The 15431-nt window shown below is 55.7% G+C and carries 11 protein-coding genes; 9 read left to right on the forward strand and 2 right to left on the reverse strand.

Annotated elements, in window-relative coordinates; all coding sequences use genetic code 11:
- Positions 1 to 75: 75 nt before the first annotated feature.
- From AAFJ72_RS05470 to AAFJ72_RS05495, 6 genes are all read left to right on the forward strand, one after another.
- Entirely contained in the window at positions 76 to 1635 is a 1560-nt protein-coding gene (locus AAFJ72_RS05470; RefSeq protein WP_122906580.1) for an ATP-binding protein, read from the forward strand.
- A complete protein-coding gene (locus tag AAFJ72_RS05475) occupies positions 1635 to 2387 on the forward strand; it encodes a response regulator (protein ID WP_432776352.1) in 753 nt (250 codons plus the stop codon). Before AAFJ72_RS05470 ends, AAFJ72_RS05475 begins: the two co-directional genes overlap by 1 nt.
- Positions 2388 to 2579: 192 nt before the next feature.
- Positions 2580 to 3509: a S66 peptidase family protein gene (locus tag AAFJ72_RS05480; protein ID WP_432776353.1), complete on the forward strand. Its 930-nt coding sequence runs from the start codon at positions 2580 to 2582 to the stop codon at positions 3507 to 3509.
- Positions 3510 to 3695: 186 nt separating this feature from the next.
- Positions 3696 to 4136, forward strand: coding sequence for a Dps family protein (locus AAFJ72_RS05485; protein WP_432777152.1), 441 nt, complete (start codon positions 3696 to 3698; stop codon positions 4134 to 4136).
- 268 nt (positions 4137 to 4404) lie between these two features.
- On the forward strand, positions 4405 to 5337 hold the full coding sequence (gene coaA / locus AAFJ72_RS05490; protein WP_432776355.1) for a type I pantothenate kinase: 933 nt from the start codon (positions 4405 to 4407) through the stop codon (positions 5335 to 5337).
- 24 nt (positions 5338 to 5361) lie between these two features.
- Positions 5362 to 5802 (forward strand): DUF523 domain-containing protein, encoded by a 441-nt coding sequence (locus tag AAFJ72_RS05495; RefSeq protein WP_432776356.1) that lies wholly within the window; start codon positions 5362 to 5364, stop codon positions 5800 to 5802.
- 66 nt (positions 5803 to 5868) lie between these two features.
- Here AAFJ72_RS05495 and AAFJ72_RS05500 read toward each other — a convergent pair whose 3' ends face one another.
- Together AAFJ72_RS05500 and AAFJ72_RS05505 are read right to left on the reverse strand one after the other, a co-directional pair.
- A complete protein-coding gene (locus AAFJ72_RS05500) occupies positions 5869 to 6405 on the reverse strand; it encodes a hypothetical protein (protein ID WP_432776357.1) in 537 nt (178 codons plus the stop codon).
- 108 nt (positions 6406 to 6513) lie between these two features.
- A complete protein-coding gene (locus tag AAFJ72_RS05505; RefSeq protein WP_432776358.1) occupies positions 6514 to 7383 on the reverse strand; it encodes a LysR family transcriptional regulator in 870 nt (289 codons plus the stop codon).
- A gap of 144 nt (positions 7384 to 7527) precedes the next feature.
- On the opposite strand from AAFJ72_RS05505, the gene AAFJ72_RS05510 reads away from it, so the two are divergent.
- From AAFJ72_RS05510 to AAFJ72_RS05520, 3 genes are all read left to right on the forward strand, one after another.
- A complete protein-coding gene (locus AAFJ72_RS05510; protein ID WP_432776359.1) occupies positions 7528 to 8820 on the forward strand; it encodes an NCS2 family permease in 1293 nt (430 codons plus the stop codon).
- 225 nt (positions 8821 to 9045) lie between these two features.
- Positions 9046 to 9738, forward strand: coding sequence for a queuosine precursor transporter (locus tag AAFJ72_RS05515; RefSeq protein WP_432776360.1), 693 nt, complete (start codon positions 9046 to 9048; stop codon positions 9736 to 9738).
- A 160-nt stretch (positions 9739 to 9898) separates the two neighbouring features.
- Positions 9899 to 15412, forward strand: coding sequence for a chitobiase/beta-hexosaminidase C-terminal domain-containing protein (locus AAFJ72_RS05520; protein WP_432776361.1), 5514 nt, complete (start codon positions 9899 to 9901; stop codon positions 15410 to 15412).
- The last annotated feature ends 19 nt before the right edge of the window (positions 15413 to 15431 follow it).

The raw sequence follows: 15431 nt of genomic DNA on the forward strand, positions 1-15431 counted from the left end.
TATAGAAAAGCAAGCAATCCCCACGTGAAAGGAAGAACTAGTCTGTTCAAACGGTTAACGATCAAATGGAAGATTATGCTGCTCTCAGTGGGCATCGTGCTGTTTTCCCTGATAATCGGCATGCTGATTATTGTGGGAGGCATGATTCGTGTGACGGAAAATCAGCTGGGGCAACGGCTGATGACGATTGCACGCACAGTCGCCCAGATTCCGCTGGTGCAGGAAAGCATTCAGGAGCCGGACGGCTGGCGGCAGATCAACCCGACGGCGCACAAGCTGAGAGTCGTCAACGACGTGACCTACATCGTCGTCTTGAATATGGAGCGGGTGCGTTACTCCGACCCGCTGGACGAGCGGATCGGCACGGTATTTGCCGACCCGGCAGTCGAAGAGGCGTATTCCGAGCACTCCTATTTGCAAAAGGTAAAAGGCGACATGGGCACGGCGCTCCGCGCTTACGTGCCAATCGTAGACGGGCAGCACCAGCAGGTCGGGGTGGTGCTGGTGGGCCGGGTGATGCCCGGCACGTGGGAGATGATGAAAAACGAGCGCGGCAATATCGCGTTGACCCTGTTTCTCTCGCTCCTGGTGGGCGTCTGGGGCAGCTACCTGCTGGCGCGTCACATCAAAAAGCAGATGCTCGATCTGGAGCCGGAGCAGATTGCGCGCATTCTGGTCGAGCGGACGGCTACTTTTCACGCCATGCATGAAGGGGTTATTGCCATCGACAATCAGGAGCGGATCACGATTTTCAACGATCGGGCCAAGCAAATTTTCGGCATTGAGGGAGAGGTGCTGGGAAAACCCATCCGCTCGGTTCTGCCTGACACGCGCTTGCCCGAAGTACTGGAGCTGCGGCAAAATTTTACGAACACCGAGCTGCACGTAGGCAATGCGTTGCTCTGGTCCAACCGTTTTTTGATTAAAGTGGAGGACAAAATCGTCGGCGCTCTCGCCATCTTCCAGGACAGGACAGAGGTTGCGCGGATGGCGGAGGAACTGACAGGGGTCAAGGAGTTTGTCGGCGCCCTCCGCGTGCAAAACCACGAGCACATGAACAAGCTGCACACAATCGCTGGCTTGCTGCAGCTCAACCAATACGACAAGGCGCTCGCCTACCTGTTCGAGATTAACGAGGAGCAGGAGGAACTGACGTCTTTTCTGACGACGCGAATCATGGATGAAAACTTGTCCGGGCTGCTCATCGGCAAGGTCAGCCGGGGCAGGGAGCTGGGCATTCGCGTGGTCATCGACCGGATGAGCCACCTGGAAAAATTTCCACCCTACATGGACCACCATGATTTCGTGCTCATTTTGGGCAACCTGATCGAAAATGCCTTTGACTCGCTGGAGCAGTGCGAGCGCGCGGACAAGGAGATTACGATCAGCATCGAGCAGGATGAAGAGGTGTGCTCGATTCTCGTGGAGGACAACGGGATCGGCATGGACGAAGCGACGCGCGCGAAGATGCTGGAGAGAGGTTTTTCCACCAAAAGCCGGACAGACCGCGGCCTTGGTCTGCATCTGGTGCATCAGCTGGTGCGAAAAGGACGAGGCGAACTGGTTTGCCATTCCCGGCCGGGCGAAGGAGCGAGCTTCATGATTACATTTCCGATGAAGGAGGTGGATGAATAGTGGGGGAGGAAAGCATTCGCGTACTGGTAGTGGAAGACGATCCGATGGTGCAGGAGATCAACAAGCAGTTCATTGAGCGCGTGCCGGGCTTTTGCGTCGTCGGGATGGCGGCGAACGGTGCAGATGGCGTCCGGATGGTGCAGGAGTTGGCGCCGGATTTGGTCATCATGGACATTTTCATGCCGATTCAGGACGGGGTAAAAGCGCTGACGGAGCTGCGCGCGGCCGGCCAGGACGTCGATGTCATCGTCGTGACGGCAGCCAAGGACAAGGCGACGATTCAGGCGATGCTGCGCGGCGGAGCCATGGACTACATCATCAAACCATTTGCGTTTGACCGCATGAAAAAGTCGCTCGAAAACTACCGGGAGTTTCTCCATAAGCTCGAACAGGCCGGGACGGCTTCACAGGATGAGGTAGACCAGTTGGTGTTTCGCGGGGCGTCAGAGCGCGACGAAGAGCAGGAGCGGCCAACTCCGGCAAGCAACAAGCCTGGTCCTTTGCCAAAAGGTCTGCATGCCGTGACACTGGAGCAGATCATTCGCCAGCTGGACGGCGAGGAACAGGCCCTGTCCGCAGAAGATGTCGCGGAGCGGGTAGGGATCGCCAGGGTGACGGCGAGACGCTATCTGGACTATTTGGAGAAGACAGGCGTGGTGAGAATCGACGTCAGCTATGGCGGAGTAGGCCGACCGACAAACCGCTACGTGCGCGTCGACGAGCCAAAAGCAGGGGGTGGCAGGCGGTCGTGATCGGCGAAAATACGTCAATCGACCGCAGCTCCTGTGCGAGTGAGCGAAAACATGTTCCGTCCGTGAATAACGGCTGTACATACAATGAGCCAGCGGCTTGCCGGAATTGTTTTTGAAATATTGGAAAAGTCATGGCTGGAGCACAGGCAGCATACGTGTGTGCATGAGAAACGATAAAGGGAGACGTGTCGGATGAAAAAAGGAAAAGCATTGCGGGCAGGAGATACGATTGGGCTGGTGGCTACTTCCAGTCCCGCGACGGAAGAGGTGCTGGTCAAGGCAGTGGACGCCATCATGGAGATGGGCTTCAAGGTCAAGGTTGGAGCGGCGTGCTATGAGACGTACGGCGGGTATTTGGCCGGCACGCCGGGACAGCGGGCAAGCGAACTGAACGCGATGTTTGCAGACGACGAAGTGGACGGCATCATGTGCATGCGCGGCGGTTACGGGTCCCCGCAAATTTTGCCGCTGCTCGATTACGATCTGATCGCGCAAAATCCGAAGCTGTTTGTCGGGTACAGCGACATTACCGCGCTGCATACCGCTTTCGGACAACTGGCGCAGCTCGCGACTTTGCACGGACCGATGGCGACGTCAGATATTGCGCAAGGACTGGACGACTGGTCCAGGCAGTATTTGCTGCGGGCGATGACCCGGCCGGAACCGCTCGGACCGATTGTCAACCCGCCGGGAGAGGACATTCTCTGTCTCGTGGAAGGGCAGGCATACGGCCCAATTGTCGGCGGAAATCTCTCCCTCGTCGCCGCTCTGATGGGTACGCCGTACCAACTGGACACCCGCGGGAAAATCCTGTTTCTGGAGGACATTGACGAAGAGCCGTACCGTATTGATCGCATGCTGACACAGCTCGCGCTCGGCGGCCTGTTCGACGATTGCGCAGGCATCGTCATCGGCACGTGGACCAGTTGCGAGCCGAAAAAGCGCGAAGGCTTTTCGGTGTGGGACGTCTGCCAAAACATCATCGTGCCTTACGGAAAGCCAACGATCTGGAACGTGCAGATCGGACACGGCTCCTGCAATATGGCGCTGCCCTTTGGCGTCGAGGCTACGCTTGACGCGACTGCCGGAGTGCTGGCACTGGAGGAGAGTCTGACCGTCTGAATTTTTTCGGTTAAGAAATATCATGCAGCAGGAGCGGCTTCTTCTCTGGAAAAGCGGCAAGCTTGCAGATAAAGTAACTTCTTGCGCAGCATTTTTCCAGACAGGGGTATAGGATCAAGGCGGCAGCGGAACACTACAGACGCTGTATTTTTCATCAGAGAAAGGAGCGTCTGCGTGAGTATTACGATGAGTCGGACCGTCACCGATGTCTTGAATAAACAGGTTGCCAACTGGTCTGTGCTGTATGTAAAGCTGCATCATTTCCACTGGTATGTAAAAGGCCCCCACTTCTTCACGCTCCACGCCAAGTTCGAAGAGTTGTACAACGAGGCAGCGAAGTACGTGGATGACCTGGCGGAGCGGCTGCTTGCCATCGGCGGCAAGCCTGTCTCGACCATGAAGGCCTGTATGGAGCAGGCTTCCATTCAGGAAGCGGCTTCTGGCGAGACAGCCGAGCAGATGGTGCAGGCGGTCGTGAACGACTTTTCGACCTTGATCGGCGAATTGAAGGAAGGAATCGCCGCTGCAGAGGCAGCCGACGACGCAGCGACTGGCGACATGTTTTTGGGCATGATGGAAAGCCTGCAAAAGCATGTGTGGATGCTGCAGGCGTATTTGGGAAAATAAGCACGAGCAAACGAGCAAGCTGATGCCGTCGGTGTCAGCTTGTTTTTTTGCAAAAAATATGATTTGGAAAAATCTTACTTTCATTATAGTGCGGTCGGCGTCTGCTTCGGCAGGGATATTCTTGGTACGCCTCTGTTTTTCTGAAAAAGAAGGTGTCAAGACTGTATTTGGTACATCCCTCTTGTTCCCAAGAGCAGCATGCTAGTGTAAACTTACCTTGTGATGAAACAAAGAAAGCACTTTCATGATGGAAAGGATGTACATTCCCATGGCATCACCATACGTTACGTTTAATCGCGAGCAGTGGAGAGCGCTGCGAGCCTCCACGCCGCTTACCATATCAGACGAAGAGCTCGCCTGTTTGCAGGGATTGAACGAAAATATATCCATGACGGAGGTAGCCGATATTTATTTGCCGCTTTCCCGACTGCTGAATTTGTACGTTGGCGGCACGCAGGAGTTGTATCAGGCGACGCATACGTTTTTGGGCAATCAGGACGGCAAGGTGCCGTTTATCATCGGGATTGCGGGAAGCGTGGCGGTCGGAAAAAGCACGACGGCGCGCATTTTGCAGACGCTTTTGTCGCGCTGGCCGAACCATCCCAAGGTCGATCTGGTGACGACGGACGGCTTTTTGTATCCGAACCGCGTGCTGGAGGAGCGGGGGATCATGAAGCGCAAGGGCTTTCCGGAAAGCTACGACCTGCGCCGCTTCATCAACTTTTTGGCCGATGTGAAGTCCGGCATCCCGGAGGTCAAGGCTCCGGTCTACTCCCACCTTGTCTACGACATCGTGCCAGGGGAATGGCAGACCGTCCGCCAGCCAGACATCCTGATCGTGGAAGGCTTGAACGTGCTCCAGCCGCCAAAAGGCGACGAGCCGCGCATCTCCGAGGTGATCGTCTCCGACTTCTTCGATTTTTCGATTTACGTGCACGCCGAGGAAAAAGATATTTTGCAATGGTACGTGGAGCGTTTCAAGCTGCTGCGCAAGACGGCTTTTTCCAATCCGAACTCGTACTTCCGGCGCTATGCAGACCTGTCTGACGAGGAAGCGACAGAAGTAGCGACAAGCATCTGGACGGAAATCAACGGAGCCAACCTGGTGCAAAATATTTTGCCGACGCGTGTCCGGGCGCAGTTGATTCTCAACAAAGGCCAGGATCATCTGGTGCAGAGCGTCAAGCTGCGCAAGCTGTAAGCACATTGGCGGAGGGGATAGCCTGTGAAAGTGATTAGCGCTTGCCTGATCGGCTGCGAATGTCGTTATGACCAAAGGTCTTGTCTGGACGAAGGGCTTGAACAGCTGCTGCGCGACGGCAAGGTCATTCCTGTCTGTCCGGAGCAGCTGGGCGGCTTGCCTACGCCCCGTCCGCCGGCGGAGATTGTCGGGGGAGACGGTAACGACGTGCTGGACGGGCGGGCGAAAGTAATCGACCGGACAGGCCGTGACGTGACGGCCGAATTTTTGGCGGGTGCTTATCAGGCATTGAGGCTGGCAAAAACGGTCGGGGCTACCTCTGCCATCCTGAAAGAAAACAGCCCGTCCTGCGGCAGTTCGTTTGTGTACGACGGTCAATTTACCGGGAAAAAGGTGCCGGGGGCAGGTGTGACGGCGGCGCTGTTTCGCAGACACGGCATAGAGGTGAAATCGGAGCAAAGCTAGCTTTACTTGAAGCGGATAAAAAGCTTTCTGATCTGCACAAAAAAGAGCGGGAGTGCTAACCCGCCCTTACAGCATTTGTACATACAGGCTGATGTTTTCTCGCGCCTCGCCCATGTTCAGCCACGCATTCCCAGCCGAAAAACAGAAGAAAAGAAAGAGACCACCGCAGAGCATAAACGCTGTTTTTCGGAAGCGAAGCAGCGAGCGGTAGCGACGGCAAATGAGAGCGCAAAGCAGGAAATAGACGATTTGGGCGAGGAAAAAGACCAGCTGCTGTTCCTGTTGAAGCAAGCGCTGAACCTCGCTTTGCAGCATAGACCACGTGGAATGGTTGCTCTCGTCAGGGATTACCCGCTCCAGCAGGCGGTCAGGGGTGGAAATGGTATGGTACGCGACCTTATTTCCTGACGGCTCCCGTTCATAGTCGTTCTGGTACGTGACGTCGGAGAAGAGCGATTTTGTGTAAACCAGTTCATCCGTGGCAAAGTGGTGGTGTGCCTTTACGTTTTCCCAGATGATGAACCAACTGAAAAAGAGTGCGATCACCACCGCCAATTGCCAGTATGCTTTTGGCTGTATGCGTACGATGGGTGTGTTTTGCAAATTCGATCATGCCTTTTGAGTTTTTTACAAATTATACCAAAAACCCGTGGCGATGCGCACGGGTTTTTGTGTACATGGGCGTTGCCGGAAAACAGGCCAACCGCGCGATCACGAAAACGTCTCGATAAACCGCTTGGCGGCCTTGGACAAGTGGCGACCCGACTGCCAGACGACGGCTGCAGACGAGTAAATGGACGTCCCGGCAAGCCTGATTCCGTGGATTTGCTCGCTCTTGTGCGTCTCCCATGCGGAGACCGGGACGATGGACGAGCCGACGGAAGCGGCGACCATGCTGACGATCAGCGAGATGTCCGGGCATTCGCAGATGACGCGCGGCGCAACGCCAAGGCGTGAAAACTCCTTGAGGATCAGGTCGTAAATGCCAAGGCCGGGCAGGCTGGGCATGATGAGCGGAAGCTGGGCGATTTCCCGCATGTGAATCTCTGTGCGTTCAGCATAAGGCGAGCTTGCCGGGACGATCAGGACGAACGCTTCTTCTTCCAGCGGAATCATCGTACAGTTGCTGAGCGAGTGCGGCAAGCGCACGATTGCGACCTCGATGGTGCGCCGCTCCAGCCACTGGTTGAGCAGTTGGGTATCGCCCTTCCATACTTTGTAGGTAATGAGCGGATATTTTTGCTGAAACAGGCGAATCTGCTCCGGCAGACGGTAAGCGGACAAGGCGCTCACCCCGATGGACAGCGTGCCGCGAATGCCTTCGCCGGTTTCTTTTACTTCCGAGAGCGCTTCTTCCATCTGGTGGACGATATTGAGCGCCTGGCGGTACAGGGTCAGCCCGGCTTCGGTCAGCTCCATCCGCTTCCCTGAGCGCTCCACGAGTGTGACGCCCAACTCCTCCTCCATTTGCTTGAGCTGCTGGCTCAAAGGGGGCTGGGCCATGTTCAGCCGTTTTGCCGCCCCCGTAATCTGCCCTTCTTCCGCGATGGCGATAAAGTAGCGCAATTGCCGTATATCCACGTGTCATCCTTCTTTCGTTTGTTCAACTATATGATTTCGATATGCATATCAGATTTACTCGATATTTTTCATATTAATGCCGCTATGATAGCATATTTTTCAGCAAACACGGAGAAGACAACGAAAGAAAGAAGGGAAATAGACGTGCGTACGTGGCTGGAAAAGCTTTTTCACTTACGCGCTTGCGACACGACGTTCCAACGGGAGCTTATCGCCGGATTGATCGGCTTTGTCACCATTGTCTACATTGTTGCCGTAAACGCTTCGATATTGCAGGATGCCGGAATCCCGATGGAGGCAGGGATTTTGGCGACTGTTCTGACCGCTTTTATCGGATCATTGGTAATGGCCTTCTGGGCGAATGCTCCGATCATCCTCGTCCCCGGCATGGGGATTAATGCGCTGTTTACCTATACGCTCTGCCAGTCGATGGGCCTGACCTGGCAGGAAGCGCTGGCGGCCGTATTCGTATCCGGCCTGATCTTTACCGCCATCGCCTTTACCCGCGCGGCGGTCATTTTGTCCAACGCGATTCCCGCCTCGCTCAAGGAAGCGATCACGGTGGGCATCGGCCTGTTTTTGACCTTTATCGGACTGCAAAAAGGCGGCCTGATCGTCACCAATCCGTCCACCTTCGTCGCGCTGGGCGATTTGTCCAGCCCGCATGTCATCGTGACGCTGGTGACGCTCGTCCTCACACTGATCTTGTTTGTGCGCAATATCCCTGGCAACTTCCTCATCGGAATTGCCGCTGGTACGGGACTTGGCTTTTTGTTCGGGATCGGCGGGTCGGCTACCGGGGAGACGTTTTCGTTTGCGCAGTACGGACAAGTATTGGGCGGCATGTCGTTTTCCGCCATCTGGACCTTGCCGTTCTGGATTGCGACTTTTTCGCTGGCGATGGTAATCGTGTTTGAAAACATCGGCCTGCTGCACGGGCATACGGCGATGATCGGCCAACCGCAAAAGTTCCGCCGCTCGCTGCAGGCAAACGCCTTGTCGGCGGCCATCTCCGGCATCATGGGAACGAGCCCGACCGTGGCAACGGTAGAGACGGCAGCGGGAATTGCTGCGGGAGGAAGGACCGGACTGACCACGCTCGTCACCGGGACGCTTCTATTGTGCTCGCTCGGCCTGATTCCGGTGGTGAAAATGATCCCGGACAGCGCGGTTGCCCCTGTGCTCATCATTATCGGGGCGTTGATGCTGCAAAATGTGCAAAACATCAATTTGAAGGACTTTTCGGAGGGCTTCCCCGCCTTTTTGATTATCGCCATCATTCCGCTGTCCTACAGCATCGTGGACGGCATCGCTTTTGGCTTCGTGGCGTACCCGCTGATGAAGCTCGCGCTGGGCAAGCGCCGGGAAGTGCCTGCCTTGCTGTACGTCATCGCCGGGCTGTTTTTGCTGAATTTGATGCTGCCTGTGTTGGCGTAAGGCAAAAGAGGGAAAGCGCCAGGTAAGCCGGAATATGCAAAAAAAAGGACACCTTTTACTCCGTCAAGAGAAAAGGTGTCTTTGCTTGTTGTCACCAAGCTCCTGCTTTCTCGTCATCTTCCCGCGAGCATTGCGAAAACAACCGATTCCAAGTAGAATGATGAAATGCCCAAAAGGGCCGCGGTTCGCAAAACTCCCGCGTTATCAAAACTAGGAGGCTATCATATGTTTAATTTTGCCCTCGGAGTATGTTTTACTCTGGTGAATTTCGGGCTGTTTCTGCTCTGCTACCGCCTGTTCGGCAAAATGGGACTGTACGCCTGGATCGGAATGGCTACGGTGCTGGCGAACATTCAGGTGGTCAAAACCATCGAGATGTTCGGGCTGGTCATGACGCTCGGCAATACGATTTACGCATCCATCTACCTGGTGTCAGACCTGCTGAATGAAAAGTACGGCGAGCGGGCGGCGAAAAAGGCGGTCTGGTTCGGCTTTTTCACCTTGATCGCGACGACGATCATCATGCAGCTTGTGCTGCTGTTTGAGCCGCAGGCGGAAGACATCGCCCAGGAATCGCTGGAGAATTTGTTCGGCCTGATGCCAAGGCTCGCTTTGGGCAGCCTGTGCGCGTACTTGCTGAGCCAGTTCGTGGACGTAAAAATCTATTCCTGGCTGAAGATAAAGTGCCCCGGACGCAACCAACTGTGGATTCGCAACAACGGCAGCACGCTGTTCAGCCAGTTGCTCGATACCTTGACATTTTGCACGATTGCTTTTTGGGGCGTCTACCCGCTGGATGTGTGGTGGCAAATTTTATTGACCACGTATCTCATCAAGTTCGTCGTCTCGGCTGCCTCGACGCCGTTTCTCTATATCGCACGCAATATGAAGGTGCCGGAAGATGAATCGACAAAATGACACAAAAAACGCCAAAGCGTCTGAGCTTTGGCGTTTTTTGTTCGGTGAATATGGAAGGAATATACATTCTTTACATCAAATTTACATAAAGTTTGGATTATATGTTTTACGATGTTCCTAGCAATGATTCCGTATGTTTGGGAGGAGGTAAAAAAAGAAAATGCAAAACAAAAAGGGAAGACTGCGCTGTTTTTCCAAGCTGGCGCTGATTGCGGTGGTTGTTGTCAGCGCCGTTTTGCCGAGCGGGTGGGGGCCGCAGGCAAAGGCACAGCAAGCAGGTCATGTCGTCATCAGCGAGGTGTACGGAGGGGGAGGAAACAGCGGGGCCTTCTACAAAAACGACTTTATCGAGCTGTACAACCCGACTGGCACGACCGTTTCGCTGGCAGGCTGGTCTGTGCAGTACGCTTCTGCAAGTGGATCGACATGGAGCAAGACAGATTTGACGGGAAGTATCGCACCATACGGGTATTACCTGATTAAACAGGCGGCGGGGACGGGGGGAACGGCTGAGCTGCCTGACCCGGATGATGAAGGCAAGCTTGCCATGTCAGGAACACAGGGAAAAGTGGCCCTCGTCAGCAGCGGAACGGAACTTACGGGAGCGGATGTCACTGCCCATCCTGATGTCGTCGATCTGGTCGGCTTCGGAGCCGCCAACGGATATGAAGGGGCGGGTCCTGCTCCTGCCACAACGAACTCCACCAGCGCTTCCCGCAAAAGCAACGCGGATGGCATCGTGCCAAACGGCGGAAACGGCTGGGACACGGACGACAACAGCGCCGACTTAGTGGTGGGAGAGCCAACTCCGAAAAATACGCAAAGTCCGGCAGAGCCGCCGACAGACAGCGACGTCAGCGAGAAGCCGAACGGACGTGAGTTGCTGTTTGACGTGACGAATCCGGCGGAAGCCGTCATTTTCGGTCAAGTCCGTCCGCATGTCACCATCAAGGTGTACGCAGCCCCCCCTGTCGGCAGCGAAACGCCGTTGGCCGAGCAGGTGTCGGACGATTTTGGCCAGATCGAACTGACTTTTGCCCATCCAACCTCGGCAGCGGTCTATCTCAGCGCGACAGAGAGCGGCAAACAGGAGAGCGAGAGCATCGAGCTGCTGCCAGCCGCGGAAAGCCCTGTCTTGGCGGCTGAAAAAATCAGCTTGCAGCAAGTCGGAAGCACAGCAGAGCTGAAAGGCCAGGCGGGGGCAGCAGCGGGCAAGGCGATTTTGCGCGCCTATGATGCGCCAAATGGCAACAGCCTGCTGCTCGGCGGCAATCCGACAGGCAGCGCAGGGGAGAACGGCGCGTTTTCCTATTCGCTGCAAGGAGTCGAGCCGTTGGACACCATCTACGTGACGCAGCAGCTCGCAACCGAACACGGCAAGATGTTCGAGAGCGAGCCTGTACCGATTGCCAAGTCGGTACGTTCGACTCTGCCAGTTGCCGAGGCAAGGGCGCTGGCAAAAGGAACCACGGCGAGTGTTGCCGGAACGGTGACGGCCATCTTTGAAGCGGGGGGCCAAAACAACGTCTACATGCAGGACGAAACGGCAGGGCTCGTCGTACGCGGTCCAGGGCTTGCCGCCAACATCGCGGTCGGAGACAAAATCCAGGCGACCGGAAAAATGAACGACTACTACGGCTTGGCACAGCTCGAAGTCGCAACAGACGACGTGACCGTCCTGGAGAAGCAGGCAGGTGTGCCCACGCCGCAGACGGTGACATCGGCAAATTTTGCAGCCAATGCAGGCGAAGCGATTGAAGGCCAACTGGTGACTGTCCGCAATGTGACTGTCCAGTCTGTGCAAAGCGGCAATTATACGTTGCAAGACGATCAGGGGAATTTCCTCTCCCGCCCTCCAGCCACGCTCCCGCTGGAGCTGGGCACGACTTACGCCAGCATCACCGGCGTGGTCAACCACGATTTTAACGAATACAAGCTGGTGCCTCGGACGCTGGCAGATTTGGTAGAGGACGAGACGAGAGTTCCCGCAGTGACGGCGTATCCCCAAGGCCCGCTGGTGGCAGCAGGCACCAAAGTGACCTTGTCCACGACGATGGCGGATGCCAAAATTTACTATACAACGGATGGTTCGGAACCGACCAGAAACAGTTCGGTTTATACGGAGCCGATCCAGCTTGATGCGGATACGACGATTCAGGCGTTTGCTGTCAAGGAAGGCTACACGGACAGCAAAGTCGCCATCTTCCGCTACACCATCCAAAAAGATACCGTGCGCATCCACGATATTCAAGGGGCCTCGCACCAGTCCCCGCTTGCGAACGGCACAGTCAAGGGCGTCACGGGAATTGTCACGGCAGTCGTTAAAAATGGCGGATCGGTACATGGCTTCTACATGCAAGACCCGCTCCCGGACAGCGATCCGCGCACGTCCGAGGGCATCTACGTGTACGAACCGAAAGCGGCGGTAAAAGTTGGCGATGAAGTGAGCGTAGACGGCACGGTGAAGGAGTACGTGCCGCAAAACAGAGCGGCAACCGATCTCACCCAGACGCAGATTGACGCGGCAAAAATCACTGTGATAAGAAATGCGCAGCCGCTCCCGGACCCGGTTGTTCTGGGCGAAGGAAACTACCGTTATCCAAAAGGGATCATTGACAACGACAGCCTGGGCACGTTTGACCCCGAAGAGGATGGCATCGACTTCTGGGAGAGCCTCGAAGGGATGCTGGTGCAAGTCAAAAATCCAATCGTGGTCGGAGAAACAAAAGTGTTTACAAACCCGGCGAGCGTAGAGTTCGTGGTCATTGACGACCAGGCGCATCGCGGACAGCCGCGTACTCCCGCAGGCGGAGTGGTGCTTGCAGCCGATGATTTTCACCCGGAGCGCATCACGGTGGCAGACAAACTCGTGCCGATTTTGCAGCATCCAAAGGTCGGCGACAAGATTTCCGAGCCGCTTGTAGGAATCATTGATTACAGCTTTGCCAATTACAAGCTGTATCCTATCGAGACGTTTTCCGTCCAGCCCGGCGGCAGCCAACCGACGGTGACAACACTCGACCCGAAAGACGATGAGCTGACAATTGCTTCCTACAACATCGAAAATTTTTCAGCCAAAACCGAGTCCCAAAAAATTTCGCGAATCGCGGAAACGATTGTCGAGAACATGAAATCGCCGGATATTATCGGTGTAGTGGAAATGCAGGATAACAACGGACCGACGGACAACGGCGAGACAGATGCCGCAAAATCCGCAGAAGCGCTGATAAAGGCAATCCGGCAAGCAAACGGCCCTGCCTACCGCTACATCGACATCGCTCCAGAGAACAACAAGGACGGCGGCCAGCCCGGCGGCAACATCCGCGTCGGATTTTTCTACAACCCGGATCGCGTGCAGCTGGCAGAAGGCGTAGCGGGAACGGCGACAGAGGCCGTACAGGTGGAGACGCGCGATGGAGCCGTGCACCTCTCGCGCAATCCCGGCCGGATCGATCCGACCAACGAAGCGTTCGCGTCCAGCCGCAAGCCGCTCGCGGCGCAGTTCGTCTTCCAGGGCAAGCCTGTGTTTGTCATCGCCAACCATTTCAATTCCAAGGGCGGGGATGGAGCGCTGTTTGGAAAAGACCAGCCGCCGAAGCTGGTGAGTGAGGCGCAACGGATGAAAATTGCCCGCGTGGTGAACAGCTTTGTGAAACAAATCCACGCACAAGATCCACAGGCCAATGTGGTCGTATTGGGCGACCTGAACGATTTCCCGTTTTCCAATCCGGTAAAAGCACTGGCAGATGGCGCTCTGGTCAATATGGTTGAAAAGCTGCCGCCGGGCAGGCAGTACACCTACGTGTACCAGGGCAATTCACAGGTGCTCGATCAGATTTTGGTCAGCCCCCATCTGGAAAAACGTACCAAAGTGGACATTGTGCATATCAATGCCGGATTCACGGAAAACGAAGGCCGGGTGAGCGACCACGATCCGGTGCTTGTGCAGATTCGTTTGCAAGCCCAGGACGAACACGAGACGACGGCGCAGGAAGTGGCAGATGGCATTACCAGTCTCGCCCAGCCGGCAGCAGGAGCGACAAGACTGCGGTTGCCAGAAGTGCCTGCAGGCTTTACGGTTGCGATCAAGCATTCCAGCAACACGGGCGTCATCGCGCTGGATGGCACGATCACACCCCCGAGCCGCCAGACTGACGTGGAGCTGATTTTGCAGGTAACGCGGGAGTCGGACGGTACGACTGCCACGACTGAAAAGCTGACGGTTCATGTGCCAGCCAGACCGACAACCCCGCCCCCTGTCAATCCGCCAGACACGACCCCGATGCCTGACAGGCAGAAAGACTTGCACAGGCAGGCAGAACAGGCCATTTTGTCTGCCGCAGATGAACAGAGCATCGAGGAACAGGTGCAGCGGGTGCTTGCCAGCCTGCAACAACTGTTCGACGCCAAGCAGGTCACGCAAGCCGAGAAGTGGGACGCTGTTTCGCATTTCGTTTCAACCGTGCTGGCCGCTGTCGTGGAGCAGGCAGAGCGTGGAATCATTCGGGAAAAGACACTGCACGAGCTGAGTGAAAGCTTTTTGGACGAAGCGTTTGTTCCTCTCGCAAAATGGGAAAAGGTGGACACAGAACTGGCCCGACTGGGACTTACTGCCTTGACGAATTTTGCGAAAACTGCACTGGAGCCGTTCGATTCAGACGGTATTTCCAAGGACGTAGCCAAGCGTGTTCGCCTGCTGGCAGAAACGCTGCTGAAACGTTCCGGCACGATTGCCGTCGAGCCTGGAGACGAGATCAAAGCATCTGACGAGCAAATAGAAGTGGTGCTGGATACGCTAACGGATTTCATGGAGGCCATCGAGGGCGTGCAGGAAAAAATCGGCTTTTCCCCGGTGCTGTTCATTCGCATGGAAGGCGACGAAGGGGCATACGAGCCAGATACCGATACAGACGATCATCTCCGCAGTAAAAAAGCAGGAAGCGAAGAACAGGCGATTACTTTGGAGAAGAAGCTGGTCGAGCTGCTGAAGAAAAAAGAAGTTGGCGTCAGATTGACGGTTCCGGCAGGAGCATGGGTGGAAGTTCCGGGCGCTTATTTTGCCAGGGAACGCGCGGGAGAATTTTCCCTCCATCTGACAGAGGCAGAGGCAAAAGCAAACGGCTGGAAGGGCGTTTCCAATCCCGGAAAAGCATACTCGCTGGAAGCGTGGAGCAACGGAAAAGAGATGGGCAGCTTTGGGGAGCGGGGCTTTACCCTCGCTCTGCCGCTGGCGTTTGACGCTGGCGAAAAGCTGCAGGCTTACACGTACCGCAACAAGCAGTGGCGAGCTGTAACAGGAGAAAAGGGCAAGCCGCCGAAAGTGTCAGAAGAGGATGGAATGGGCGTCTTTACGGTCAAATCAGCTGCTTCCTATGTCGTGGGAGACGCTGTGGTGGAGGCACTCGAAGTCAAACCGCAGTCGTTGAAGCTCGCGCCTGGAGAAAAAGCGCAGCTAGAGGTGCTGGCGATCTTCAGCGACAAAAGCTCGGAGGACGTGACGAAGGCGGAATCAATCACGTACGAGTCCAATCGTCCCGAGCAGGTCGAGGTAGACGAGGAAGGCCGAGTGGTCGTTCTGGACGATGCGGAAGCGCGCACGCGCGCGACGATTACCATCAACTATGGCGGAAAAAGGGCGAAGGTATACGTTTTTGTGAGAAGCGCTGAAAAGTAAGGGGCGTCACGGAGGATCG

It is taken from the genome of Brevibacillus gelatini (assembly GCF_050920745.1).
GTDB lineage: Bacteria > Bacillota > Bacilli > Brevibacillales > Brevibacillaceae > Brevibacillus > Brevibacillus gelatini.